Consider the following 25,582-nt stretch of genomic DNA (forward strand, 5'->3'; position numbering starts at 1 on the left):
TCGGCGTATGCCGCCCTCTCGAGCGCTCGGGAGTCTCCACCCGTGTCGATCCGTCCCCGCCGTACTACGACGCTCGTTCGGCAGCCGTGGACAGTTATATACGCTCTGTCCCAATTCTCCTGGTAGTGACGCGTCAGCTACTTACGCATCCGCGCTCTTGCCATCGAAACAGCGTGCAACCGTTCCGATTTGGTTTTATACATCCACGAGCCGCTCACGGGATGAGGGGACTCGAGCTCGATCCCGAGGATGGGTCCCGGTTCCTTCGAACTAGGACGGTCGTTCATCCGGCATCTATGAATGGTTATATACTCTCCCTCGAGATGAATTACAGCTGTATGGGTGTAATAATGACGGTTTACTCGATGTTGGGTTTGCGCTCCCCGTTTCGGATCCTCGTTACAGGTCCTGCGGTAGCCAAAGCGAACCACTCATCAATGGCCCTATATAGTAGATATCTGGTGGTTTTGAAGAAGTATAGTAAATTGTGTATACAATAAATTCTTAGCAGGAGTGGTGAAGAATACCCTGTAGGCAGCTATAGCATCTATAGCAGACTTTCAGCACGTTCCTTGCGAGTAGACACAGTTCTCTTCTCTCGAGCCTCCTTTGGAACGCTATTGCAGTGTAGATGGTCTATAGCGGCTTATAACGGCACTTTCTACCGAGTGCGTGCGTTTTCCAGAGGGAGACCGACTCAAAAAACTAGATTGCTTACTAGTAAATAGAAGTGGTATATCTGGGAAGCGGACCGATAGATGTGTTCTGTGTTGGGTGTCTTGATCGATGTCGGCCAACACCGACGGAAGGCCAAACGAGACGACAGAGTCATGGTGCATGCTACACCAAGACACACCAATGGCGGAAAACGAGGGGAACGAAGAGGCCGGTGCGACCGGTCGAACGCTGGCAACGACGGCTGCGTCGCTTCAACTACTGGAAACGCTCGTCCAGAACGACGGAGCGACGGCCGCGGACCTCACCGCCGATCTCGATCTCGCACACAGTACTGTTCATACCCACCTGAACACGCTCTCGGAGTACGGGTACGTTGTACGGGAGGGAAATACGTACCACGCCGGCGGGAAGTTCTGCCACATCGGTGACTACGTTCGCCGCCGCAAACCGGAGTACCGTATTGCCGGCGAAATCGTCGCCGACCTGGCACAGCAAACAAAACTCGAGGCGGACTTCGCCGTCGAGGAGAACGGACGCGTTATCTCGTTACACAACGAACTCAACTTCGCCGAAAGCTCGCACTTTCTGACCGACGGCCGCTTCTTCCACGTCCACAGCACCGCCTCCGGGAAGGCGATGCTCGCGGCGTACTCCGAAGACAAAGTCAGACGGATTATCGAACGGGTCGGACTGCCGGCGGAAACCGACCGGACGACGACGGACCCGGAGGAGCTACTCAGCGAGCTCGAGGAGATCCGCGAGCGAGGGTACGCGACGAACAACGAGGAAGCCATCGACGGGCTCTGGGCGGTCGCGAAAGCGGTGAACACACCTCTCGGCGGCGTCTGCGGATCGTTAAATCTGAGCGGCCCGACGTATCTCTCGACCGAGGACATGCGCCAGTCAGCGGTCGAAACCCTGGAGGAACAGGTCGAACGATTCGAGACGCGGATCGAGGAGGCGGTCCACGAAAAATACGGCCAGATCGACTCGACTCAGTAACGGAGATCGGCTCGATATCTTCGTCGGCTGTTGTGAGGTCGCAGGGGGGGACAGGGGGCTCGAGCGACTACATTCTCTGAGCTCGCGGGCCTGCGCGGATCGGAGCAGTTGTCCCGGCACGACTGTTCGACTGTCGAGAGAGCCGATGCACAGGTTGCAGAGCAGTTCGGGGAGCCCGGTGACAGGTGGTCTCCTCGGACGACCCCTCAAGGGTGGCCTCGAGGCCTGACCAACGACGACCGCTCGAGACAACTGACTCGAAGCGGAGAACTTACCGGATGACGAACTTCGATCGCAGATCGGTCACCGGCCCGTCCCTCTCAGGGGAGTACAACAGCAGGCCGAGACACAGCCCCAGCATGATCGACGAGGGGCTGAGCCCGCCCAAAAAGAGCGACTCGAACCCCATATACAGGAAGATCGCGACGGCGAGGCCGACGACGAACCCGGTCCACGGTGTCCACCGGGTGCGGATTCCCTGGCCCAGCGCGTAGACGAGCGCGCCCAGATAGAGGCTGCCGACGATGATGCCCGTGTTCAACAGGGGATAGATGTAGGAGTTATGCGGACCTCTGGAGCCGTCGATCTCCTCGGCGGTGTTCGCAAAGCCGATCCCGAGCATCGGATCCTGGGCGAGACGCTCGAGCGAGGCGACCCAGCGGTCGACGCGGGTCAACAGCGTTGTCTCCATCACCTCGCCGACATGGCCGAGCCGGATGGCCACGTAGACGCCGAGGGCGGCGACCCCGATACCGAGAACGCCGAAGCGCCGGTCGAACCCCGAGAGGACGAGCACCGAGCCGGCGGCAAACCCGACAAGGGCGGCGTCGCCCTCGCTCAGGACGAACCCGAGCAGACAGACCATCAGCGCCCCGAGCCACACCGCCCCGCGGCGGGCCAGAAACGTATACAGCGCCGCGAGGCTGCCGACCATCATGACGAAGCCAAACCCATTGGGATTGTGAAAAATCGAGGCCGTCCGAATCCCCTCGATCCCGAACACCGAGTCACCGACGGACTCGTAAAGGGTCTCGCTCGTCTGGAGTTCGTGCCAGACCATCCCGATGCCGACTAGCGCGACCAGGCTGGCCACGAGCGTCAGCCCCATCGTGAACGTCTGGCGTCGGCCGTCGATCAACGCCGGCAACACGACCACGGTTGCAAGTACTGCCAGCGGCGTGGCGGCGATATACTGGAGGAGTTCGGTGTGGGGCGCATAGTAGTAGTGGACGAGCAGCCCCAGCCAGTACCCACCGATAAGCACGAAAAAGGCGGCGTCGAACTGCAGCCGGATATCGGGCATCAACACCCCGTACGCCGCGACCGAGACCAACAGCGCGCCCGTAACGATGTAGCCGACTCGCTGTGAGACCGCCCAGCTCGTCACCGCGAGACTGCTGATGATCGGCAGCAGCGCGAGGATCGGATCGTAGACTGGGACCGTTGGTTCCTCCGACGACATACCCCAGAGATAGTGACGAATATTCATCCTGAAAGCTCGTGGTACCTGGATATCCATCCTATCAAGAGATAAATACCGGGGAACTGTCGGCGCATCGATCGCCGAACAGGTCCGACGCCGTCCTCGAGGTGGCCCAGCGGGGCCTCGAGGACGGGTGTAGCTCTCGACCCGGTACGATCTCTGGGCGACTCCTAGACGGATCCGACGCGTATAGAACAGAGATGACGGCGAGGAGACGCTGAGACAGGGCATCGATTGCGTAGTCTGGCTCGTCAGTACAAACTCCTCAAGATTGTTCGCCAGTGGGGTCAAAAGTGCGACGAGGCAGCCATACGCAGGCCGCGGTCGTCGAACCGACGGACGGCCGTCGCCGCATCATCTGCGGACGGGCTCTCCACCGGAGAGCTGCCTTCGCGAGCCTGTCGGAATCGATCGGTGCACAGAAAGAGGCTGCCCAGTGACAGCTGATGTCCTCGGACGAACCGTCCGGAGGAGTCTCGAGTGTGGACCGACGACGACCGATCGAGGACGGTCCTTCGGCTACTCGTCCCATCGAGCTGGCTGCGTTTGGTGTGCGTGGGTTCGGGTTCCAGCGTGTAGGTGCTCGCTCGAGCGTGGGTGTCGGGTGTCGAGTGGGTACTCTCGAGGTGGGTTCAGGTGTCTCCGTGGACGTCGGCTGTCTCCGGTGTCGGAGCCGATTCGCCCGGGATGTCGGCATCGGCCGGCAGGACGACCCGCCGTTCGGTGTAGGAGAGGCCGTTCTTGCGCTGGGTCTTCCGGTGGACTGCGAGGCGGTGCTTCGAGAGCTCGAGCAAGGCGTCGATCGTCCGCGAGACCAATTTCTTGGCGTAGCTGTCGCTGACGCCGTCTTCCTGGCGGCGGATCCAGTGTTTCAGATCGCCGGCGGTGACGTGCTCACGAACGGTCTTACAGCCCGTCTCCCAGGGGTCGTCGCCGACGGTCGAGTCGGTTCGAGCCTGCCAGAGCTTCGCCGCGAGTCGCGTTGGAAGGGCGTTCGTCGTGGAGCGACGCATGTCGTCGTCGAGTCGGGCGAGTTGCTGAATCGGGAGCAGGTCGCCATGCGCGAGTGTGGTGTCGGTCCGATCGAGGGGATCGTCCGAGTCGGGAAGTCGAAAGTAGCTTCGGCCGTCGGATTTGGTGAGTCGCTCGAGATAGTCGTCCTCGAGTTCGAGGTCGTGTTCGTCGACGTTCGAGTCACGAAGATGGGCACCTTTCTCGAGTTCGCGGGCCTGGAGTTCCTCGATTCGACTCTTGTTCGCGCCCGTGCGGTTCCGGGCGGCCTCGGTGAGTGCGGCTACTTCCTCAGTCGTTGTCTCGAGGGTGTCGAGGGTCGACCCTTGCTCGTCGATCGTCGACTCGTGGCGCTCGAGGAGCTCGGCCAACTGGTCGCGTTCGCTCTCGAGGTCATCGACGCGGCTCTCGAGCTCGGTGACGCGGTCGGCGAGCCGGTCGTTGTCTGCTCGAAGCTCGCGGAGTTCCTCGAGGACCGTCTCGAGGGTTGGCTGGTCGGTCGCTGCGTCCTGTCGGTCGGGAGTTTGATTACCCCGTGAATCGTCCGTACTCATGCTTCCGTAGGTGGATACGGGAGCTTCTCGCGGACTCGGTGTCTCCAGCACCGATCCGCTATCTTCCAAAACGCGTGAGCGTCGGATCCGCGTATAGCGTCCCTTACAGGAGAGTTCTCGTCTACCCACTTAGTACTCTGGATTGTATGGCTCATTGTTGGGCCAGATAGCTCAGGTTCGGATCGAGTCGGTGCAGTTAATCGCCGAACGAGAGAGATCCGGAGTATGCGAGCCCGTGTCTCGTGGATGAACGAGGCCGACGATGCAATTCTGGAGTACCTACAGGAACTCGAGACGAGCACGGGCCACCGGATCTCGCTCCCACCGACCGCAGTCTGGTATAATTTGGTTGAAGAGTTGGCTGTGTTGGATCGGAGCCAGAACACGATCTCCCGACGGATGAACGTCCTCGCCAAGGCTGGACTGCTCGAGAAAACCGATGCGAAACGCGGCTACTATCGTGTGACCGATCTGGGAATCGCCTACCTCGAGGGCGAACTCAACGTGAGCGAACTCGAGAACTGACTCGAGTCTGTTCAGTTCTACCCTATGGGGGACAATAGAGAGAGTACTGTCGGCTGAGCAGTGTTGTTGGTACCAGTTGGCTCTCTATTTGAGCGGACCGAGAAGCGACGCTACTGCCGTCCCATCGGGATACCACCGTTCCGGCCACAGCGATCGCTGCTGCGAATCGGACAGCCATGCCGGCTTCCACGCTCGAGTACTGAACGTACTGGGCCGAGGCGGCCATCCTTCGGTATGAACGCTGGTACCGTCTCGAAGGGTGATCGGTGGTCGGCCAACGTTCGCTTCGAACCGCCCTCCACTCGTTGCTCTCCACAGTGGTTCGAGCGGGCGGTCACGGGGGTAGATTGTGCAACGGAGGTACCGATTCGATGGAAGCTTTTTCTGTGTGATGGGTGTAGTGCTTCATGGTGGCTCGCTAATAGGGTCGTGGCCCGCTCCCGTCGGACATGGGGCAAAAGAGAGGGCCAAGGGCGAGTCCCGGTCGCACCCACGGTGAGATCACATGCACTCGGAACTCCGCGTTCGACGATACACGCTCTGGAAACGCTACATCCTCGAGGGAGACACCTACTCAGAAGTCATCACCGAACTGGCCGACGAGTACGAGGTAACCGAAGACACGATTCGTAACGACCTCACGACGATGGAGGAGTGGCTGCCGAAGCTCTATCGGGCGCGGGAGGTCCACGAGGCGTCGGCCTTGCTCGCACTCCAGGAGAACCGACACCGGTTACAGCAGATGGCGGGGGAGGCCCGGGAGGCCGAGGCGCTGGACCTCGAGCTTCGGATCCGAAAGGAACTCACGCGGACGCTCAACCGCGAGGAGGAACTCACCCCCGCAGTCGATTTCACGCCCGAACAGGATCGAATGGGCGCCCTTTTGGAAGAGATGGACCAGAGCTGAGGGCAAGCGACGGCTGAGACGGTGTGCTTGCGGTCGAGACCGAAGTAGGGCTGGAAGAACAGATGGGCGTCCTCACGACTGGAGGGGCGATCCTCGAGGGGTCACCGACACCGAGCCACGCCCGGAGACGGCGTATGAGTGACTCTCGACGCCCTCGTGGTCCGGTACGACACCACCTCGAGTCGTAGACGGCTGCGACCGACGGGCGGTAGCTACCGCTCTCGGTAGCGGGTTCGGTCGAAGCTGCAGTGTAACTGTCGATGCAGGCGTATTCGAGCCGGGTGGTGTCTTTTCGGCGTACCGTGAACCTATACGGAAACGTCGTCGCGCTCGGGATCCGGACGCACCGCTCGTGACACAGCGGAGCGGCCGCGTTCGTCGGTTGGGCCGTGGCCAACGCCATCATCACTGGCATCGTCATCTCCCCCACACGACAGCCGTCGACCGAGGAACAGAGAGATGACGGGTATACAGCTACGTGGACACTCGGAGACTGGTCTTGGATGCGGGTCGCTGTCGTCGACAGAGACACACCGGAGGCAGTTGCAGCCTGTTTGTCTTGGCCCACTTCTCGAGACCGACACTGCTCGTACGGCGTATTGTGATGAGTATGAACGACCGGATTTAACTCCCTACTGTCGTTCCGTTGTAGTTCGAACGAGGTAACACGGGCTAGTGACAGCCGACCGCACACGGTACAAGCGACCCACCGGATCGAGTTGCCAGCGGTAGTGAACACGGCACTGCCCGCAACTCTTGCCACTATGGTAGGCTGTGTCATCGATCGTCGAGTGGGCGATACGTTCATTATGGCTACACAAGTAGTACGAGCACGGACACTCGATGAGCAAGTATGATGAGCTCTTCGACGAGGTAACAGCCGAGGAGAGTCTCTTTCGGGAGAAAGGCGCGCTCGATCCCCTCGCCGAACCCGACGGGATCCACGCCCGCGACGCCCAGGAACACGAGTTGGCGTCGCTGCTCGCCGGCGTCCACGAGGGGTACGTGCCGCCGACGGTCTCAATCTACGGCCCGCCGGGCACCGGGAAGACGCTGTCGACCCGACGGGTCTGTCGGGAGTTCGCCAGCCGAACCGACGCGGTTGCCGTCGAGTACGTGAATCTGAAGGAGTGTCGAACCCTCTTTAGTGCCGCCAACGAGATTTTGTTCGAACTCACCGGCGAGAAAAGAGGTGCCTATGTCGGGTTGGACGGCGTGTTCGAGGAGATCTGGACCGCACTCGAGGGGTATCCGGAGTGGACGATACTGATTCTGGACGAGATCGACCACGTCCAGTACGACTCGAACTACGAGCCCAGCGACTTCTTCTATCGACTGCTGCGCGGCGAGGGGAAGCTCAAGCGGGGGATCGATCTCTCGGTCTGGCTGGTGAGCAACGAACTGCTCGAGGTCGACCTTCGATTGGATAGCCGCGTCGAGAGCGCGATGAGCGACGAGTCGGTTTTCTTCCCGCCGTACAGACCGGGCGAACTGGCTTCGATTCTAAAGCCCCGCCTCGAGCGAGCGTTCCGCGAGGGGGCAGTATCCGAGGCGGCGTTCGAGTACGGGGTTCGGGAAGCGGCTCGTCGGTGGGGCGATGCGCGGAAAGCACTGACCCTGTTTCGCCAAGCCGGCGAGACCGCAAGCGAGCGTGACCTCGAGACGGTGACGAGGGAGTGTATCGACGTGAACCTCGAGGCGACGGATCGGGAGGCAACCGTCTCGAAGCTGCATGATCTGCCGGCCAATCACTTTCTAGTGCTGACGGCCGTCACCGGGTGGGATCAGGGCGGGAAGATCAAACAGCCCGTGACGACGGCTGAGACGCTTTCGATGCTCGAGAGCGAGACATATCCTGATGAACTCGATCTCGGTGAGCGTGCTGTTCAGGGCGTGCTGACCGACCTCGAGACGATGGGGTTAGTCGAGACCTGGATCGACTCTCGGGGGCGAGAAGGCCGGGTCAAACAGATCGAGACGACGTTCGAGCCACAGTGGGTGCGTGATACTATGGTGCACTATGTTGAGGAGTCGACGTATCTGGGGACGGATACTGAGGAGTAAACGGAATCTGAGCGGTGACCGACCTCGGCTCGACCGACAAGTGGGATCGATACGCGGGCTACGAGTTCGGCGGGATCTGGCTCGACGAAGCCAGCCAGTACCAGGCCGTTCTCCACGAGCTCCTCGAGAATTTGGGCTGGTCTAATCGTTCTGCCCTATAATTAATTGCTGCCGTTGTCACGTGGGTCGCTAACAAGTTCGTACAGTCCGGTATCGTATAGATTTCGCACGTGACCGTGCTCCTCGAGACGTTGAAGGCGCTGTCCGAGATACGTGCTCGTTACATCTCTCAGGCGCTCATCGTTCATCCGGTCACGTGCGTACACTGGTGTTACACGTCCCTCGAGTAGATACTCCAGGAGATCTCGATCAACGTCGCGGAGATCGCTATCAGAGAGTGCCATGTTGTTTGATTCGCATACTTGCATTACATACTTAGTGCTATCCCATCCCCGGCAGGGTCCTCTCCGAGTACCACTTGCCAGCTTCTAACTCGAGTTTGAGAAGCAAACTATATGATGCTGGGCGCGGTAGTAGAGACTGGAGAAGCGCAGGGTTCCTGAGTAGAATCAGGCGGTGGTGATGACACCGCCTGCGCTTCTCGAGGTCCGAGAAGCATGTTAGCTACGAATTCCGCCGTTGAAAAACGTGACGAGGTTGAATCGTGCGATCACGACTGGTGTCCGGGACCCAACGGAGACGGGCTCCCCTGCTTTGCGTGTTTCCAGGTAGCGAACAGAACGGAGGGGAAGTCGGATGCCCACCGATGAGACTTCGGGGTGTCTGGCCAAGAGGTTGGAATCGCTCGAGGACGAATCGGCTGTCGTCGCGACCCCGACGCAAACTCTGGCGGGTCACCCAGTTGGTCGGCAACCCCACGCCGCCGTCTGTATCGGTTGCGGCGCGACGCTCCGCGAGACCGATATCGTGTTCGCGTACGCCTCTCGCTGTGCCGACGCCGTGCAGTGGGCGGTTCCGCGGCTGTTCTGTCACGGCTGTGCGCCCGACACGATTCGTTCGCCGACCCTCGGAGCGACCGAGGTCCTCCTCGGCGGTCGCCTCGGCTCGATCGCGCTGCCGACGTCGCGTCGCGCTCGGCTGTGTCTGGCAGAGCTCTCCCTTCGGGCGTTCAGCGGGCCGACGGAGGGCTGTTCACCATGATCCCTGTCGACACGCGCTTACTCGAACTCGCGATCAGGAGGACCGATCGACGAGTGCCAGGGCGGAACCGTCCAAGCGACCGGCTTCGCCTCGAAGGCGAGGGTCCGAGCCGGGTCGCCGATGCAACGAGCGGGGGGCTGTGAGATGAGCGTCGACTGTCCCCACTGCGATCGGACTTTCGATTCGCACAGAGCAAAGTCGGTTCACGCGTCGCAGGTTCATTTCGCTCGAGTGCCGGCAATCCACTGTAACCCGTACGGTCACAGAGGGATCGATACGAAGCACAACGGCGCTCGTCACCGCGTCCAGGTTCACCGACTTCACGCGACGCTGCTCGTCGACGATATCGGCGAACTCGCCGAGAAGGAGGTCCACCATGTGAACGGCTGTCCGTTCGATAACAGGCTGGACAACTACGAACTACTCGATGCGTCGAGTCACCGAGCAAAGTCACAGGAGACGTATCGCAACCTCTCCGGGTACAAGATTCTCTGTCGAGCGTGTGGCACTCCGAATCAGTTAACCAAACGTGAGAACACCAACTTCTGCCCGACGTGCGGTTCAGGAGTCGAAGGCGAAGAGATCGTCCGGTCGGAACCGATCGACTGGCGGATTCCACACTGAACGATGAGAGTACACACGAGCGTTCGAGGAGCGAAGTCACTAGTGACGGGGGCAGCTCGATGAGTCATAAGGAGGACTCCGTTGGGCCGAACGTCGACGGCCCGGCGTTCGACGTTCCCAAAGCGCGTGGAAGCGACTGGACGAAACGTGCGACGGAGGTTCGAACGCGGGACAACAACGTCTGTCAGCGCTGCGGGGACCACAACGGGAACTACGAGTACTATCCGCTGTCGATGGCGGTCCACCACATCGTTCCGGGAAAGTACCTCCCGAAGGCCGACGCGCGTCTCGACCTGAATCTCGTTACGGTCTGTGGGACCTGTCACAATCGCCTCGAGGGAGCACACGTCGAGCGACAGTTCGCCGAAACCGATCGCCACGAGGCGCTTCGCGTGCTTCGGGTGTTGAAAGAGCGCGGGCAGACGGTGTACGCCCTCGAGCGCGAGCTTGAGATCCCCGAGGAACGGCTTCGGTCGCTGGTGTCACAGCTCGAGCGTATGAATTGTTTGCAGACTCGCGAGAACGTTTGGTATCGGGCCGTCTGTCCCGGTGCAGCGTGGTCGGCTCTCGAGAAGCTGCAGAGTGAGCTGGAGCGGGAGCGAGCTCGGCGTCGGTGGGTGGAGGATGTGCTCGAGGAGGTGAATTTGGAATCGATGAACGCCGAGAGGTGAACTCGCGTTAGCGAATCTCGAATTTCGATCGAATGTCGGTGACGGGGCCGTCCGCCTCCGGCGAATAGAGGAGGAGTCCGAGTGCGAGTCCGAGCATAATCGAGGAGACACTGAGACCACCGAGGAAGAGCGACTCGAAGCCCATATATAGGAAGATTGCGGTCGCGAGACCGACGGCGTAGGCGTTCCAGGGCGTCCACCGTTTTCTGATACCCTGCCCGAGGGCGTAGACGAGTGCGCCGATGTAGAGGCTACCTGCGATGACGCCCGTATTTAGCAGTGGATAGATGTAGGAGTTGTGGGGTCCTCTGACTTCGTCGATCTCTTCGGCAGTATCCGCAAAGCCGATCCCGAGCATGAGGTCCTGGGCGAGTCGCTCGAGGGAGGCGACCCGCCAGTCGACGCGACTACAGGGAAAACCCGGTAATGTGGTCTATATTGTTAGTTCTCTCGCGGATCACGCACAAATCGATAGAGTCCACGGTTTACTTTTTCCACCCAACCTGCGTCAACGAGTCCGCGGAGGGCTCGATTGATATATTGGCGTCGTGTATCAAGTGCTTCTTCAAGCCGTTTGGGATTCGCGTATCCCCATGGTTTGCCCTCTTTCCGGCCTTCCTTTAGCACCTCAAGGATCGCATCTTGCCGGTCATTAGGCTCGAAATCCTCGTTCACCATCTTACTATTGGCTACATCGATATTACACTAAACATTTCGGTGCTAGTTCTATTTTGAATTGCAAGTGTTGTTACGAAATATGTTACAATGTAACTATTAAGTGGACGGAGATGCTATATGCAGATGAGGAGGCGGGTATCCAGTAAAACTGGACGGTGCTAGGACACCGCCCGCACTTCTCGGGAGGCGAGAAGCAATGCCAACTACAACCGCGACCATTCAAAAACGCACCGGCAGAAAGATATGTGACCACGACTGGTGTGCCGGCCTGACCGGCGACCAGTTACCCTGCTTTGCGTGTTTCAACGCGCACAGTACGGAGAAAGATGGCCGCTGACGACTGCCGTCGGTACGGTGCCGACCAGCGCGAGGAGCCGACCGTCACCGCGACGCCGGCACAGGTCCTCCACGGCCACCCGGTCGGCCCGAAACCCGACGCGGCCGTCTGCATCGGCTGTGGATCGCCGCTGCGCGAGACCGACATCGTGTTCGCGTACGCCTATCGGTGTGCCGACGCTGCACAGTGGGACATCCCGCGGCTGTTCTGTCACGGCTGTGCGCCTGGCTGGATTCGGTCGCCGACGCTCGGGACGACCGAACTGCTGGTCGGCGGCCGTCTCGGCTCGATCGTACTGCCCACGCCGCGTAGCCCACGGCTATGTCTGACCGAACTCGCGCTGCGGGCGTTCAGTCCACCGACGGAGGGATGTGCGCCATGAGCCGTGAGCCACCGCTTGAGGCGTTGACGGACGTCTACGTCCGCCTCGAGTGTGACCTGCTGGTCGTTCGAGACTCGATCCTCACGGATCGCCATCATGCCTCGAACACGCACTACGAGGCCGACGACCCACAGAATCAGATTGGCGGCATCATCCCCGCGTTTTCGCTGTCGGGTTGGCTCCGCCACGGGATGGAACGCGTCGTCCAAGACCGGGGTGGAACGGCCTGCCACCCAGGCGAGGCGAACGCGAACTTTCGGAAGGACGACGTCTACGAGCGCGATCTCGAGGACGGCTATCATCCGAAGGGTAGCTGTCTCGAAGAGACCGACGACGGCTGTGTGGTCTTCGATCTCTTCGGGGGCTTCAACGCTCACCCGGGGAAGCTGATGCGTCGGCCGATCCGATTCAGTCCGGTCCGAGCGAGCGTTGACTACATGCGCGGTCAGGCTGAGGGTCACTACCGCCGGCTGAACCGGAACGTCGTCTCGCGCAACGATGCGGACGACCGCGAACCGCTGCGCAACGTTGAGCTGGATGCGGTCGCCAATCTGGACGGCTGCTGGCATCTCTCCTTCCGTGAGGTGAAACCGGCGTTTCTTGGGTTGCTGTGTGAAGCGATTGACTTCCTCCACGACCACCGAACGGACTTCCGGTACCAACTCGGCGGTGCGCGGAATTTCGGAGCCGGAATCGTCGACTGTGAACTGCTCAATCCGCTGTACGAGGACGACGAACTCCCCCGCGTCTTCGACCGTGCACGGACTCCGACGGACACGATGGAACGAAAGGACGACCAGTGGGCCGACGACTACCGGCCCGCCGTCGTTGACGCGCTTCAGAACCGGATCGATGCTCACTCGAGTGGAGAAATATGAGAATAGCAGTATATCGCCATGACACTCACAAACTGACCGGCCAATCCCATGCCCACGCCGACGAGACGTTCGCAGGGGTGCCAGTCAATCAGTCGGTCCCGCACGGCGCGGACGGCGATGCGGCGCGACTGAGTCGGCCGTCCGGAACGCCGGAGCTGACCGTCGCGAACCATACGTCACCGCACAGACTCTCGCTGCTCACGGGCGATTCGGTAATCACATCGGTCGAGCCGGCAGACCCCGAGATCAACCACGCCCTCCGGGAGCTCCTGACCGAGACGGATCCGAAGGCGATGCACGCTGCCTGGCTGGCGAGCGACGTCGCGGCGCTGTTCAACGAGTCGCTGTACTACCCCTACACCTCGTTGAAGTACCATACCTTGCTGGTGGCAGCGTTGGTAGACAACTACAGCGATGGTTACGAGTTCGATGAGCTACGGCTCGTGGTTGATCCACCTGACGAGATCGTTCCGCATCGGACGGTCTACACCGGTGATCGCTTTGCGCTCCGAATCGATCGGGACGCCAACCGCCGTCCGTCGGCACGGCTGGGAGCTCGTCCGTGGCGGTCGTGGGCAACGGTCTGGTCACAGTTATCCGGTCATCCGTTGACCACGGATAGATTCGACATGGTACTAGACGCGAACCTGCGCCGGATCCGTGCGTGGTCGACAGCACTCCAGTATCTCGAGGACTTCCAGAAGCATCTGCAGCAATCGGAAGTAAAGAAATAACGTACACAGATGAGAGAGATTCAACAAATTCATTGGGAGCTGGAGATGGATTACATCGGCCATCCCTACTACGTCTCGGGGAACGCCATCAGGCACGCACTCGGACAGCAGCTCCCGTACGAAATCCATCGCCATCTCCACGCGAGCCACGGTATCTTCGTCCCGGGGCAGTTTGGGGTGTTTCCCGATTGGCACTCACGGTCGGGCGTTCGCCCGCATCTCGGGAGCAACTTACCGCCTGTCGAGCGCTACGAGGACCTGTTCCTCCTGCGCCGACCGTCCCAGCCGTGGCTCCTCGACTCCCGCCCGCGGGACGCACTGAACACTCACGACGTTCGTCGTCAGAGCGATCATCCGGCGTTGGCTCATGAGATGATCCAGGGCCGTCCCGCCGATGCGGATCGACAGCGGGAAACGACGAAGTGGTACATCCACGCCTATCTCCACGCTGACCGCGAGGATCTGTTACCCCTCGATGACCAGCGACTCGACGGCCTGCAGTTCGGGGGCAAGCGCAACTATGGGTACGGCTGTACCCGTCTCAAGGAGACCCAACTGATCGATCTCGACGCGCTCGACTACACCCAGCTCGAGGAGAGCGAGTGCCACGAACTGGAACTCGTGACGCCGTTCGTGCTGCAGTCGACGTATCCGGGCACGAACGCCGTCGACGTTCCGTGGTGGTGGACCGCGGACCGTGACGAACTCCGGACCCGTTCAGAGAAGCTCCTCGAGAACGACTCCGACTACCGGTGTGAAACGATCGACCACGGTCAAACGGTCGGCTACGCGGGCGATCGACCGGTCGAAACCGCAAAAGCAGGGATCACCCGCGTGGGGACCCACTCGAAGTTCGGGTTCGGAGAGATCCGCGTCCTGCCAACCCCTGACTCCTTGGCACCTCGAATAAAGAAACCAAATAAAAACTAACTAGAATGTAAGTCCTTCGTATATGATTCCGTCACGTCGCTGAATAATGCGACGGCCATCGACAACGACTCCATTTTTCATCGCGTCGAACTCCTCGTCCAGCGCAGCAAACTCGTCCCAGTCAGTGACGACGACGGTGCCGTCGGCGTCTGCAAGCGCGTCGGCCGCCGAGTCGGCGTACTCGATCTCTGGGAATCGCTCGCGCATCGGGTCGATCGCAACAGGGTCGTACGCAGCGACTTCGGCGCCCCGTTCCTGAAGGTTCTCGATGGTCGGAATCGCCCGCGAATTCCGAATGTCATCAGTTTGGGGCTTAAATGCGAGTCCCAGCACGGCGATGCGCGCCCCCTCGAGGTCGACGTGCTTTTCGAGCAGATCGAGCATCCGCTCGGGCTGCCGGTCGTTGACCTCGACGGTGGCCTCGAGCAGCGCAGGATCATATCCCGTTTCACGTGCGGCCGCGATGATCGCGTTGACGTCTTTCGGGAAACAGGAGCCACCCCAGCCGACCCCGCTGCGGAGGAACTGCTCGGAGATTCGATCGTCGAGGCCGACTGCCTCCATCACTTCATAGGCATCAAGACCAAACTCCTTGCAGATGTTTCCAAGATCGTTGACGAGGCTGATCTTCGAGGCGAGGAAGGCATTGTTGGCATACTTGATCATCGAGGCCGTTGCGGGATCGGTCTCGACGATATCGGCATCGTGTTGCTCGAGCAGCGGCTCGAAGACTTGGTGGAGTTTGTCCGTCGCCCACTCGGAGCGCGTTCCGTAGACGACCTTATCGGGGTGCATGAAGTCCGAGACCGCACTGCCCTCACGGAGGAACTCGGGATTCATCCCAACCTCGATGTTCTCGTTGTCGTTTGCACCGCGGTGGACGGCTGGCTCGAGGACGTCCCCGATGCTCATCGGCGTCACCGTACTCTTGATAACGACGAGATGCCGTTCCGATTTCTCGGCGAGTGCCTCGCCTGTCGCCTCGGCAGCTGCCTCGAGTGCGGTAAGATCGATGCTGCCGTCTGCGTTCGACGGCGTCCCAATCGCGAGGAACGTGGCGTCCGATTCGGGCACTGCGTCGTAGGAAGTGGTCGCCTCGAGCCGGTCGCCGACGTGTTTCTCGAGGAGGTCCTCGAGACCCGGCTCGTCGATCGGTGCCTTCCCCTCGTTGAGCGTGTTGACGATCTCTTCGTCGATGTCGATCGCCGTGACCTTGTGCCCGAGTTCTGCGAAGCAGGCTGCGACCGTCGTCCCGACATAGCCGCTGCCAATGACAGAGATATGCATTAAGTTGATTGCTCACGCGGATCTGTAAGAACGTTCTGGTACTGAACAAGAACCGCTTGGTAGAGAACAGCTGATACAAACATCAAATTCGCAGCTGATCATGACACTAATTACAGTAAGTAAAACCAACCGGAATAAATAAGAAATAACGTTACCGATGGTACTGGTATGTCGACAGGGAAGACTATCTGTGGTGCAGCCCTCCTCGGAGAAGACGGTTCGACTCTCGAGCAGGTGAGCGGATAATGTGTGGAATCATCGGCTACACCGGGACCGGCGATAGTGCACTCGACGTTCTCCTGACGGGACTCAACGGACTGGAGTATCGCGGGTACGACTCCGCGGGCGTCGCTCTCGCCGACGATTCGCTGGATATCTACAAGCGCGAAGGCGAGGTGTCGGCGCTCGAGGCAGCAGTTCCCGAGGACCCCAGTAGTGTCTCCGCCGGGATCGGTCACACACGCTGGAGCACCCACGGGCCGCCATCCGATGAAAACGCCCACCCTCACACCGACGAGGACAGTCGCATCGCGGTTGTCCACAACGGGATCATCGAGAATTACCAGGAACTCCGCGACGAACTCGCCACACGCGGCCACGAATTTACCAGCGACACCGACACCGAAGTCGTTCCCCATCTGATCGAGGAACGGCTCGCGGCGGGCAAGGACCGCCAGACGGCGTTCCGACAGGTCGTCGATCGGCTCGAGGGCAGCTATGCTATCGCGGCGGTGTTCGAAGGCTCGGACGTGATCCACGCGGCGCGCCACGAGTCGCCACTTGTCGTCGGCCTCGGCGATGAAGGAAACTACCTAGCGAGCGATGTCCCGGCCTTCATCGAGTACACGGACCGTGTCATCTACCTCGAGGACGGCGAGTTCGCGACGCTCACGCCGGACGAGGTGGTCGTTCGGGATGAAGCGGGCGAGATCGTCGAACCGTCGATCGAGGAGATCGCGTGGGATCCCGAGGACGCGGGCAAGAGCGGGTACGACCACTACATGAAAAAGGAGATCCACGAACAACCCCGCGCGATTCGGAACTGTCTGCGCAATCGGATCGCCGAGTTCGAGGATCGGATCGTCCTCGAGGAGCTCGCCGATCTCGAGCGCCCGACACGGATCCATCTCGTCGCCTGCGGCACCTCCTACCACGCCGCCCTGTATGGCGCACAGCTCCTCCGGGAACACGGCATCCCGACTCAAACCTTCCTTGCGAGCGAGTACCGCGCCGAGTCGGTCGCCGTCGACGCCGAGACGCTCGTCATCGGCGTCACGCAGAGTGGTGAAACCGCGGACACGATGCGTGCACTGCGGGAAGCCAGTGGTGCGGACGCGACGACGCTCGCCGTGACCAACACTGTCGGGAGCTCAGCCGCCCGCGAGTGTGACCACGTCTGCTACGTTCGCGCTGGTCCTGAGATCGGCGTCGCGGCGACGAAGACCTTTGCCAGCCAGCAGGTCGCGCTGGCGATGGTCGCGAACGCGCTCGTTGACGACCCCGACCCGACGCTCGTCGACGCGCTGCGCGAACTGCCCGACCAGATCCAGCGGGTCCTCGATGAGTCCCAGGCCCATGCGCTCGCCGACGCCTACATCGACGCGGGCGCATACTTCTTCGTCGGCCGGGAGTACACCGCTCCGGTCGCCCTTGAGGGCGCCCTGAAGATGAAGGAGATCACGTACAAACACGCCGAGGGGTTCGCTGCCGGCGAGCTCAAACACGGCCCGTTGGCGCTGGTNGAGGGCGCCCTGAAGATGAAGGAGATCACGTACAAACACGCCGAGGGGTTCGCTGCCGGCGAGCTCAAACACGGCCCGTTGGCGCTGGTCACCGCAAACACCCCAGTGTTCGCACTCCTAACCGAGGGCTCGAGACTAGAGAAGACTCTGGGCAACGTCAAGGAGATCCAGGCCCGCGACGCTCCCGTGATTGCAGTCACCGACGTTCCGGAGACCGTCGAGCGGTACGTCGATCACGTGCTGGAGGTACCGTCGAGCCATCCCAAACTGACGCCGATCCTGGCGAACATCCAACTGCAACTCGCATCCTACTGGGTCGCGAACCAGCTGAACCGCTCGATCGACAAGCCGCGAAATCTCGCGAAGAGCGTCACTGTAGAATAGGTTGTCCTCGAATAACTACGGAAGGACGTTCTTGGCGCTATCGGATTCCGAACTTCGGTCGAATATCTGTTGCCGGCCCGTCCGCCTTTAGCGAGTATCGCAGAATCCCATTATACTTAAGAGAATTATTTGAATATCGACGTGCGATCAGTGCTGTCGGTACCAATCGACGGTCTGCTCGAGACCGTCAAACAGTGAAACGGTCGGCTCGTATCCTAGATCGGCTTGAATTGCGGAGATGTCGGCCCCGCTGTGGCGGATGTCTCCATCCCGTCCCTCGGTGTATGTGATTTCGGAATCGGAATCCGTGACGTCGACGATCGTTTTGGCCAACTCCTGAACGCTCACGGTTTGGCCGGTACCGACGTTGTAGGCTGTTCCGACGTGATCCGTCGTGGCAGCTTTGAGGTTTGCTTGGACGATATCGTCGATGAACACGAAGTCTCTCGTCTGCCCGCCATCGCCGTGAACGGTGATCGGGTCGTCATTGATCGCTTGGTCACAGAAGATGCTAATGACGCCGCTGTAGTCGCCGGCGGTCTGTCCCGGACCGTAGGCGTTGAAGTACCGGAGCGCAACGGTCTCGAGGTCATAGAGGTCGTAGTACCGTCTCGCGTAGTGGTCGATTGCAAGCTTGTCGATCCCGTAGGGCGAAGCTGGCGTTTTCGAGTCGGATTCTTCGATCGGAACCCTATCGGGATGACCGTAGATCGCTGCGCTCGAGGCGAGCACAACTCGAGCGTCCTCTCGTCGTGCGGCCTCGAGTAGTTCGAGGGTCGCCGTCGCGTTGATATCGTGGCTCGTCAGCGGCGCTTCGACCGATCCCTGGACGCTGACGAGGGCCGCCTCGTGAAAGATCAAGTCGACGTTTTCGGTGGCTCGCTCAAGGGTGTCCTTGTCTCGGAGGTCGCCTTCAATGAGTGTCGCGTCCTGAGGTATCTTCGATCGTTCGCCTGAAGTCAGATTGTCGAGGACGCGGATGTCGTTTTCTTCGACGAGTCCGGTTGCAAGATGGCTGCCGATAAACCCCGCACCACCCGTGATGAGAATCGTCTGATTCGACGGCCACTCCATGGTCATATGGGATCATATCCGAATCTAACACATGTGTTTATTGATCTACTCGTCTGAATTGATGTTGAGGGTAGCCTGGAATATTATAATATAAATGAGGGTATTCGCATCCGAATATTATATTTAGATTGTACTATCCATATCTGTAATTGTCTTGTTTACAGTTTCTTTGATCGGTCCATCATTATTAATCTCGATAACATCAATTTCCATATCTTCAAGCAAAGCAACCACATTGGAACAGAGGTTACTAAGCTTATTCTGAGTAGCAAGAGGTTCTTCTGCCCAATCTTTTGCAACAACTGTTCTCTTTCTTTTTTCTTGTCTTTGGAGACAGACTGTTGGTTGAGCAGTTAAATAGACTACTGCCCTTGGTAGTGGTATGTCTTCTAGGTATTCTTTTGCTAGCGACAGACCTCTGTCACTTCGCCAAGCAATTGCTACTGTCTTTTGGAGAAAACCTTCATGCATGCAAAGAACTTCTCCTGTTTCTCTTGATTCCATACCTATTTGATAGCAGCTGGCTACCCAGAGACACTGTCTAGATACTCGGTTTGATTCATACTGTATTTCCTCGCAAATATCTATAACTTTCGGAACATATTCGGGATGCTTTTGGATGAATTCCGGGAGAAAATGATTACCAACACGATATTTTAAGAAAGAATCTGCTATATAATTCCAGGCTTTGTCCGGCATTAAACGCTGGAGCAAAATATGTTTTCTTGTCGTTAATAGTCGTGCACAAACCTCTCCAGGTAGGCTACCATAGTATCGACTCTGCTTCGAAATTTTTTGATGTATTGTTGATTTTCCCACACCAGGTGGACCAATAAATTCAACATGTTGTGACTTGTAGGGCATGCGGACGAATGTTGTATGGCGACCATACTAATATCTATGATTCCAATTTCTGTAGGAAGATTCGGCCATATCGCCTAAGCGGGTCTGGACACCCATCCAGAATTCTATTTATTTCGTCGATGCTTATTGCATTTAGCTTGATGGCACTAAAGCTATATATGCAAAATCCGATTGGTGGTATAAACACTAAAGAAGCTACAGTACTGTCTATTAGATTTGATAATAATAGTAGTGGTACAGCTGTAAGGATTACCGTTCCAAGAATTCGACTCAGTCGGAGATCCTTAAGCGGATAGAAACCAAGTCTATGGGCTGAAAAAAGATGGAAAAAGAACATTGATCCGTAGCTTATACTAGTTGCAATAGCTGCACCATTCATTCCATAACGGGGGATGAGATATATATTTAGACTTATGTTTAAAAAAGTCGCAAAACCTGTAGCAAGGATCAAGAGACGCATATTACCTTTTGCTTGCCCAATAGATAGAATAGGACGTGCAGCAGCAAGCCCAATAGCTCCAGGAATAAGAAGTAATAATGGCTTTATGCTATTAGAGAAGTCCTGTCCAAGATATAGTGGCACGAAATCATCCACTAAACTAATGAGTCCAATTGCTAGTAATGAGGTGAATAATATAGTATATCGTGTTACCTTAGAAGCAATGGAACTGATCTTTTCCGTTTTCCCGTTTAGCCACAATTCAGAGGTTGAGTGTACTAACATTGTCTGTACTGCCAGTGGAACAAACCATAGAAATTCAGCAATCACAAGTGCTCCTTTATAATATCCGGTTTGCTCGCTCCCAGCCAATGGGTTCATAAGGAGTATATCAAATTGATAAAGAGATCCCAACATAGCCATGAACAACATATTGGAGAAGTTATATGATAGTAGGTCTCGGCGTGGAAAATTAGAAGGTGTTAACTTAGCGACATAGCTGAGATCTAAATCTCTCCGCAAAAAGAATATGGCTATAATACTGGCTAGAAGAACTGCAAGAATTTCTCCAACGAGTACACCCCATACTCCCCATCCTACATAAATAAGAGCGACAGAAACTCCGCCGAACATTGCTTTCCTCAAAATGAGTAATGGATCAGAGTACTTTTCCCTATTAAGTCCCCGGAGAGCGTTTTTATTAATAGAAAATAATTGTCGTACAATTAAAATTACTACACCAAGGTAAAGGTACAGAATAACATCGCTCCCTATCAATGGATCTACAAGACCTGTATACAATAGAAATATTGTGCTAACGCTTGCTATAGTGACTAATACTATTCCTACTCGAAAGTAGAACGCAAAGACGAGACTTTCCCAATTACTGTAATCTCTGTTCTCAGCAATATATTTTCTTAGCCCTGTAGACACACCAGGCGATGTTATAAGAGAAAGTACTGTAATAACTGAGAGAACAAAAGCGTAGTTTCCGTAGTTCTCGCTTCCTAACAATCTAATTATTATTGGTGTTATTAGTACTGATAGTATTAATGTGCCGAATTTAGATGTTAGTACATATAGAAAGCCTGAAACAAAACTACGAGACATTATGTAATCTCCTATGAAATTTCTCATCCATTATTGTGGATTTAACTCTCAGCCATTAAACCTGTAAAGACGGCATGCGATATTTCAAATACCTGCCCAATTGTGTTTACTGAACTCTGGCGGGAAAATTTAATACCTAATTTGTATTCTCCTTCTCTAAAGGCTATTTTTGCTAAATTTCTATAGTGGTGGCCACGTATATCGATTCCTCTCTTTTCGATTGCTTCTATTTCATCGTTAAATTTTCTAAAGTATATTTTTTTAGCTTTCAGAGTGTCTTCGAGAGAAGGTGATCCTGTTTCTGTCTTTTTGACTAAAGGCTTATCCAAGTAGGCTATGTTCCCGATCTGGAGAAGACGGATAAGGAACTCCCAATCTTGGTGGCGTGGGAATGAACTATCAAACCCATTTAGTTCCTCTACTGTTTTACGCTTAACAAGCAATGTTGAAGTTCCACCAAGCTGAAGTTTAGTAGCTAAAAGAGCAGCAATTAGCTCACTACCACCTTCGTATCCTGATTCTCGATGGTTAATGCATGTATTGCCCAAAATTTGTCGTATTTTCCCAGAGAAGCCATTCTTTTCATGCTCAACACCACAATAAACAGCTACGAAGTGAGAAGGCCGATTCTGGAGTTCTTTTACTTGTTCCTCAATTTTTTGTGGCTTCCACTGGTCATCCGAATCAAGAAAAGCGATATATTCTCCGGTAGCTTCCTTAATACCCGTATTACGGGCAGCTGCTCCTCCCTTGTTGACCTCGTGCTGAATATAATTAATTCTGTCACCGTATGTGGTTGCTACTTCTTCTGTATTATCTGTGGATGCATCATCTACAACAATTATCTCCCTTGGAGGTATTGTTTGATTTAATGAGCTATTGATTGCTAGAGCCAACATTTCGCTTCTGTTGTATGTTGGTATGACGACACTTATATCACTCATATACTATCACCAGTTGTAGCCTACTAACGCCTCATTTGAGTATATTTTGTTTGAGGATTGATGGTGCTCTATGAGACTGATATCGTTATATTCTCCTCGGGTAGCATTATCTTCTATCATTATGCCGTCTGTCCGAAGGGAATCTTCTCGGAGAACGACGACGCTATTAGATCTATGACTTGAATTGTTGATATCAAGTGTTTCATATTCGTTCTCGGGTTCTAAAGTGTTACGTTCTAAGTAGCGAATAGAATAGTGGTCAGAATAGATATTTTCATTAGAAACTAATTTTTGATCGATTTGCTCAAGGCCTTGTTGTTCAGAATTGGAGAAATGTACCGGAGGACCTGTCCAAGAAGCTTCTTCAATATCAGCTCCGTTTGGTGTATTCACCGGTATTAGTATTGAGGATAAAAGAAACAAGACAATAACTAGTACCACTACCATTCTTTTGATAGGGCCCCATCTCTTCTTCAAACTCATGATTGATAGTGACCCTATTAGTCCCCTTGCCATCAGATACGACACAAATGGACTTAGAATAAGTATAAATCTGTCAAATCTGAAAATATCTGCTTGGGGGATGGAGGTGATTGGACTAGGAAGATAAATAGGTGCTGTCACCAATCCAAATAATGCAATCGCGCGCAACCACTTTTTATCCGAAGTAGTATAGATCACATATATGCCAACAACAGACAGTAGTATAATTATATACGTATTCACATAATAGATGGCGTGATGAAGTGATTGGCCCGCTGTATCAGTAACTTGTGCTTCCGTAGACACGCCTCCGACAATTCGGTTTAAGATAGTTACTTCAACAAAGTCTAATGAGAAGAAGATCCAGTGAAGAGCCGGTGCAACTGAAAGAATGACTAAGTGCATAGGTTTAATAATCAATCGTTCTCCCACTATATGGCTGCAAGCTAATAGGACTCCAAATAAAAACAAAAATTGAAGAATAGACACTTGGTGAGACAACGTCACAAATAATAAGACAAGTAAGAATAGAAACATCCAGTATGAATTCTCAGTTTTCATCTTCAAAAATAATAAAAATAGTAGTGTAATGCCAACAAATGCCATCGAACGGGTTATCATATAGGTACCATAGAATATGACATAGGGGTTACATAGGAAGAGTATGGTAGTGAGCATAGCAGTGCCAGTATTATCATCAAGTCTATGGAACATACTGAATACAATCCAGACAAGTGAGATATATGCTGCACCGGTTAGAAGAAAGAGTGATGTTTGAACGCTAGCACCAAATAAGTGTGATCCCATAGCTACGAAAATATGATAAAGAGGGAAAGTCGAATAGTGCACTATTTCCTGTGGTAATATACTACCAGAATCGTATATAATTTCTGAATAAAGGATATGTGGGAAAATATCCCCAAAACCATGGTACAGGTGGTAATTAAGGGTAACGCCATATATTATATTAATAAGGGTCAGAGATAAAAATGATAATAGTACTAATGGAGATGATCCGACGAATATAGATAAAACTAGCAAGCCAGCCAGTAGACCTAAAGATAGTATATAGTACCAAACTCTTCCTTGTGGTATTATTAAAGCCACTAGGGACATACAATAAATAATGATGAAAATTTTAGAGATGGATTTGTTAATATTCATACTAGAGTGCATCAAAGAGGAATTAAAGCTTCTTTTAGTCATCCTTTGAAAAGAGATTATAAGTGCTGCAAATAGCACTGGTACACCGACAGTAAGAAACCCAATTATTGACAAATCTGGCCTACCCATTAACAAACCTATGATAACACCGATTGAGACGCCTAGTACGATGACAGGAACATATAATGAAACGAAAAAGCGATTAACGACCTCTCTAATCGGCTTTCTGATTATATTTCTCATTGATATGTAGGAGGAGTGTTTACTAGGGTATCAACAATTTCGTCTGCCCTGTCCCCAAATCTTTCCGCTGAATGCCTCTTTGATGTTTTGTATCCAGCTTCAGCTATAGACTGATGTTCAGTAGGATTTGAAAGTATAGCTGATAGGATTTCTTCAAATGAATGAAGATCATCATACGGGAAGAGGTACCCATTTTCTGAGTCAATTACATAATCATTTATGCCTCTTCGATCCGAACCGACCACTATTGTCCCCGCAGCCATTGCTTCTAAACCAGTTGTTACGTATCCTTCAAACATAGATGGTATAACCATAGCCAACGATTCTTCGAGCAAATTTTTCTTTTCTTTTCCTTCTACAAAGCCTGTGAAGGTAACTCTGCTTATTTTTTCTTCCTTAGTCCTTCTTTCTAGCTCCTTTCTCTTTGGTCCGTCGCCAGCAATTATTAGCTCAAATTCTGGAAACTTCTCGGCCAATATCTTCCAAGCGTCTAAAAGCAACCCTACATTCTTTATATCTGTTATTCTGCCCAAGAATAGAACCTTCTTTGACTTTGGATCGTAGTTGTACCCAATGCTATTAGTGTTTATACAGGGCCTAAGAACGGCTGTTGAATCAAAATCCAATTTATTCTGAACTCGTGCTTCAGTACTAGGGCCGGCGCAAATTATCTGATCTGGATTCAAGTATGGCAGTAGCTTTTCTACACCGACTATTGTGGATGCTTTTAGTATGCCGCTCGTTTTTATTGCAGACTTCATCTTCAAATTATGGACTATCAGTGCAGAGTTGTTTTCTTTTGTATAATATTGGAGCGGGAGGTGCGGAAGGTGGGAAATGTTGTCAATGACCAGATCGTAATGATTACTTTTAGTTATTTCACTTACTTTTCTCCACCCTTGGAAAGTGTGTTTGAATCTTCCATATATCGTAGTAGGATTGCTATAATCAAAGAACTCGTAGTTTACACCCTCTGTCTTTGGAGCCTCATAGTTAAGTGATGAAGGTGATAGCATGTCTACCTGCCATCCTCTACTCGCCAACTCTGTTGAGAGGTTGTAGACATAATTCCCAGATCCACCACGCAACTGGGTATCAAACGGTGCTATTTTATCACGTATCAGCAGTTTTCCCTTCGTCATTATTTATGTTAATTAGAAAACTAGGTTCTTGCAACAAACATCTTACTCCAGGTTAGTATATGTTCGGATATGTATCCCCAGTACATA

23 protein-coding genes are annotated in these 25,582 nt (G+C 54.9%); 12 read left to right on the forward strand and 11 right to left on the reverse strand.

What is annotated here, in order from left to right:
- Positions 1-858: 858 nt before the first annotated feature.
- Positions 859-1,680 (forward strand): IclR family transcriptional regulator, encoded by an 822-nt coding sequence (locus C491_RS16975; RefSeq protein WP_005558520.1) that lies wholly within the window; start codon positions 859-861, stop codon positions 1,678-1,680.
- A 271-nt stretch (positions 1,681-1,951) separates the two neighbouring features.
- On the opposite strand, the gene C491_RS16980 is transcribed toward C491_RS16975, so the two are convergent.
- Together C491_RS16980 and C491_RS16985 are read right to left on the reverse strand one after the other, a co-directional pair.
- Positions 1,952-3,142 carry an O-antigen ligase family protein gene (locus C491_RS16980; protein ID WP_005558522.1) on the reverse strand — a complete coding sequence of 397 codons (1,191 nt, stop codon included), beginning with the start codon at positions 3,140-3,142 and terminating at the stop codon, positions 1,952-1,954.
- Positions 3,143-3,795: 653 nt separating this feature from the next.
- Complete coding sequence (locus C491_RS16985) at positions 3,796-4,728, reverse strand: hypothetical protein (RefSeq protein WP_005558524.1); 933 nt, start codon at positions 4,726-4,728, stop codon at positions 3,796-3,798.
- Between the two features lie 225 nt (positions 4,729-4,953).
- Between C491_RS16985 and C491_RS16990 the strand changes: the two genes are divergently transcribed.
- From C491_RS16990 to C491_RS23015, 4 genes are all read left to right on the forward strand, one after another.
- Positions 4,954-5,253 carry a helix-turn-helix domain-containing protein gene (locus tag C491_RS16990; RefSeq protein WP_005558526.1) on the forward strand — a complete coding sequence of 100 codons (300 nt, stop codon included), beginning with the start codon at positions 4,954-4,956 and terminating at the stop codon, positions 5,251-5,253.
- 505 nt (positions 5,254-5,758) lie between these two features.
- Positions 5,759-6,160, forward strand: a complete 402-nt coding sequence (locus C491_RS16995; protein ID WP_005558528.1) for a hypothetical protein — start codon at positions 5,759-5,761, stop codon at positions 6,158-6,160.
- 843 nt (positions 6,161-7,003) lie between these two features.
- On the forward strand, positions 7,004-8,224 hold the full coding sequence (locus C491_RS17000) for a Cdc6/Cdc18 family protein (RefSeq protein ID WP_005558530.1): 1,221 nt from the start codon (positions 7,004-7,006) through the stop codon (positions 8,222-8,224).
- A 14-nt stretch (positions 8,225-8,238) separates the two neighbouring features.
- A complete protein-coding gene (locus C491_RS23015; RefSeq protein ID WP_005558532.1) occupies positions 8,239-8,385 on the forward strand; it encodes a hypothetical protein in 147 nt (48 codons plus the stop codon).
- Here the strand turns inward: C491_RS23015 and C491_RS22100 are convergent, their stop codons facing one another.
- Positions 8,386-8,628, reverse strand: coding sequence for a hypothetical protein (locus tag C491_RS22100; protein ID WP_083909379.1), 243 nt, complete (start codon positions 8,626-8,628; stop codon positions 8,386-8,388).
- A 352-nt stretch (positions 8,629-8,980) separates the two neighbouring features.
- On the opposite strand from C491_RS22100, the gene C491_RS17005 reads away from it, so the two are divergent.
- Positions 8,981-9,385 (forward strand): hypothetical protein, encoded by a 405-nt coding sequence (locus C491_RS17005; RefSeq protein WP_241431361.1) that lies wholly within the window; start codon positions 8,981-8,983, stop codon positions 9,383-9,385.
- 683 nt (positions 9,386-10,068) lie between these two features.
- Entirely contained in the window at positions 10,069-10,680 is a 612-nt protein-coding gene (locus C491_RS17015; protein WP_005558539.1) for an HNH endonuclease, read from the forward strand.
- 7 nt (positions 10,681-10,687) lie between these two features.
- Here C491_RS17015 and C491_RS17020 read toward each other — a convergent pair whose 3' ends face one another.
- Entirely contained in the window at positions 10,688-11,038 is a 351-nt protein-coding gene (locus C491_RS17020) for a hypothetical protein (protein WP_005558541.1), read from the reverse strand.
- A gap of 646 nt (positions 11,039-11,684) precedes the next feature.
- On the opposite strand from C491_RS17020, the gene C491_RS17030 reads away from it, so the two are divergent.
- From C491_RS17030 to C491_RS17045, 4 genes are read left to right on the forward strand one after another with little or no spacing between them, the layout of a single operon-like run.
- Positions 11,685-12,077, forward strand: coding sequence for a hypothetical protein (locus C491_RS17030; RefSeq protein ID WP_005558545.1), 393 nt, complete (start codon positions 11,685-11,687; stop codon positions 12,075-12,077).
- Positions 12,074-12,955 carry a hypothetical protein gene (locus C491_RS17035; RefSeq protein WP_005558547.1) on the forward strand — a complete coding sequence of 294 codons (882 nt, stop codon included), beginning with the start codon at positions 12,074-12,076 and terminating at the stop codon, positions 12,953-12,955. Before C491_RS17030 ends, C491_RS17035 begins: the two co-directional genes overlap by 4 nt.
- Positions 12,952-13,689, forward strand: a complete 738-nt coding sequence (locus C491_RS17040; protein ID WP_005558549.1) for a hypothetical protein — start codon at positions 12,952-12,954, stop codon at positions 13,687-13,689. Before C491_RS17035 ends, C491_RS17040 begins: the two co-directional genes overlap by 4 nt.
- Before the next feature lie 9 nt (positions 13,690-13,698).
- On the forward strand, positions 13,699-14,619 hold the full coding sequence (locus C491_RS17045; RefSeq protein WP_049892223.1) for a hypothetical protein: 921 nt from the start codon (positions 13,699-13,701) through the stop codon (positions 14,617-14,619).
- On the opposite strand, the gene aglM is transcribed toward C491_RS17045, so the two are convergent.
- Entirely contained in the window at positions 14,620-15,906 is a 1,287-nt protein-coding gene (aglM, locus tag C491_RS17050; protein WP_005558554.1) for a UDP-glucose 6-dehydrogenase AglM, read from the reverse strand.
- A 245-nt stretch (positions 15,907-16,151) separates the two neighbouring features.
- On the opposite strand from aglM, the gene glmS reads away from it, so the two are divergent.
- On the forward strand, positions 16,152-18,032 hold the full coding sequence (gene glmS / locus C491_RS17055; protein WP_005558556.1) for a glutamine--fructose-6-phosphate transaminase (isomerizing): 1,881 nt from the start codon (positions 16,152-16,154) through the stop codon (positions 18,030-18,032).
- A 147-nt stretch (positions 18,033-18,179) separates the two neighbouring features.
- On the opposite strand, the gene C491_RS17060 is transcribed toward glmS, so the two are convergent.
- The 6 genes from C491_RS17060 to C491_RS22120 form a co-directional block, all read right to left on the reverse strand.
- The gene (locus C491_RS17060; RefSeq protein WP_005558557.1) at positions 18,180-19,106 is read right to left on the reverse strand and encodes an NAD-dependent epimerase/dehydratase family protein; all 927 of its coding nucleotides are present in this window, start codon (positions 19,104-19,106) and stop codon (positions 18,180-18,182) included.
- A 123-nt stretch (positions 19,107-19,229) separates the two neighbouring features.
- Positions 19,230-19,970, reverse strand: a complete 741-nt coding sequence (locus C491_RS22705) for a hypothetical protein (protein ID WP_152421371.1) — start codon at positions 19,968-19,970, stop codon at positions 19,230-19,232.
- A gap of 34 nt (positions 19,971-20,004) precedes the next feature.
- Entirely contained in the window at positions 20,005-21,546 is a 1,542-nt protein-coding gene (locus tag C491_RS22110) for a lipopolysaccharide biosynthesis protein (RefSeq protein ID WP_152421372.1), read from the reverse strand.
- A gap of 14 nt (positions 21,547-21,560) precedes the next feature.
- Positions 21,561-22,463: a glycosyltransferase family 2 protein gene (locus C491_RS22115; protein ID WP_005558561.1), complete on the reverse strand. Its 903-nt coding sequence runs from the start codon at positions 22,461-22,463 to the stop codon at positions 21,561-21,563.
- A gap of 6 nt (positions 22,464-22,469) precedes the next feature.
- On the reverse strand, positions 22,470-23,552 hold the full coding sequence (locus tag C491_RS22710; RefSeq protein ID WP_152421373.1) for a hypothetical protein: 1,083 nt from the start codon (positions 23,550-23,552) through the stop codon (positions 22,470-22,472).
- A 797-nt stretch (positions 23,553-24,349) separates the two neighbouring features.
- Positions 24,350-25,495, reverse strand: coding sequence for a glycosyltransferase family 4 protein (locus C491_RS22120; RefSeq protein ID WP_083909380.1), 1,146 nt, complete (start codon positions 25,493-25,495; stop codon positions 24,350-24,352).
- Positions 25,496-25,582 lie beyond the last annotated feature (87 nt).

The organism is Natronococcus amylolyticus DSM 10524 (assembly GCF_000337675.1).
GTDB classification, from domain to species: domain Archaea; phylum Halobacteriota; class Halobacteria; order Halobacteriales; family Natrialbaceae; genus Natronococcus; species Natronococcus amylolyticus.